The 1,447-nt window shown below is 68.4% G+C and carries 1 protein-coding gene and 1 tRNA gene; one reads left to right on the top strand and one right to left on the bottom strand.

What is annotated here, in order from left to right:
* The first annotated feature begins 317 nt into the window (after positions 1-317).
* Positions 318-390 (top strand) — tRNA-Arg (locus tag I5I_RS06865).
* Positions 391-419: 29 nt separating this feature from the next.
* Here I5I_RS06865 and I5I_RS06860 read toward each other — a convergent pair.
* Positions 420-1,172, bottom strand: a complete 753-nt coding sequence (locus I5I_RS06860; RefSeq protein ID WP_036318033.1) for an SDR family NAD(P)-dependent oxidoreductase — start codon at positions 1,170-1,172, stop codon at positions 420-422.
* Between the last annotated feature and the right edge of the window lie 275 nt (positions 1,173-1,447).

Below are 1,447 nucleotides of genomic sequence, written 5' to 3'. Positions count from 1 at the left end.
ATTCGAGCTCGGACCCGGGGATCCTCTAGAGTCATCGCCCTGCGTGAACGTCAGTTCCTCCCGCAGAACGGGTGCCGGTTGCGCCGCGGCGATCTGGAAGATGAGGTCGACGGAAGCCCCGAGATCGAGGTCCAGTTCGGCGGTCACGAGGCGTTGCACCGGAGTATCCTCGCACGCCGCGACGACGTGCGCGTACACCGCTGTTCGCACCCTCCAGAGGGATGCCGAGACACGCCCATGTCGGCCGTGGATCGCCGTGGATCCGCGCCCGCCGGCGGCGTGGCGGACGCCCCGTCGGTGATACTCTCGATCGGTACGCCTCCGTAGCTCAGGGGATAGAGCGTTGGTTTCCGGTACCAAAGGTCGCAGGTTCGATTCCTGTCGGGGGCACTCCACTGCAGGGCGCGATCCGCTCGCCGTCAGATCGTCGACCACCCGCCGTCGCTCGGCAGGACGACGCCGTTGATGTTGGCTGACTGATCGCTCAGCAGCCACACGATCGCCGACGCGAGCTGCTCGGCGGTCGCGACGGGGGTCATCAGCGCCTGCATGATCGGACCGATCCGTCCCGCCGCATACTCGCTCTTCATCGGCGCCTCGATGTTGGTCGCGACGGCCCCCGGGGCCACCGCATTCGCACGGATGCCCTGCGGGCCGTAGAAGAATGCCACGCTCTTCGTGAAGCCTGCGATCGCGTGCTTCGACGCCGTGTACGCCGCCCCCGCCGATGAGGCGCGCAATGCCGCCTCCGAGGCGACGTTGACGATGGCGCCCTGCCCGCGCTCGATCATGGCGGGAAGTACCGCACGGGTGAGGCGCATCGGCGCCGTGACGTTCACGCGGAAGACGCGATCCCACGTCTCGTCGTCCACCTCGGCCGGCGGGAGGAAGGCGTCCATGATCCCTGCGACATTCGCCAGCCCGTCGATCGTCGGACCCGCGGCATCCACGATGTGGTGGATCGTCGCGGCGTCGGCGATGTCGCCCGCCACCGTCACGAGTCGATCCACCGACGCTTCAGCGCGCAGGGCGTCGAGCCGCTCTACCGACACATCCGCACCGACGACCCGCGCGCCCTCACCCAACAAGCGCACAGCGGTTGCTCGACCGATCCCCGATCCTGCCCCGGTGACGATGATCGTCCGTCCGGTGAATGTCGACGACTGTGCCATGGCTGCTCCTTCGCTGCATCGGCAGCGGCCCGATCGTCGCTGTCGTTGAGACGCTACGCCGCGGACCACGACGACGGAAGCATGCGCGGCTATGAATCTGTCGAGATCAGTTCACGCAGGGCACCGCACCCGAGACCATCGGCTGCTGCGAGTTGGTGTAGCTCTGCGGGGTCGGCGACACCGACGGCGACGGTGAGGACCCGTCTCCCCCGTCGGAGGGAGAGCTCGGCGCGTCGCTCGCGGCGTCNGTGGGCGCGTCGGTGGGCGCGTCGGTC

This window comes from Microbacterium sp. B24, from assembly GCF_000333415.1.
Lineage (GTDB): Bacteria > Actinomycetota > Actinomycetes > Actinomycetales > Microbacteriaceae > Microbacterium.
This window is presented reverse-complemented; position numbering and strand designations above follow the sequence as displayed.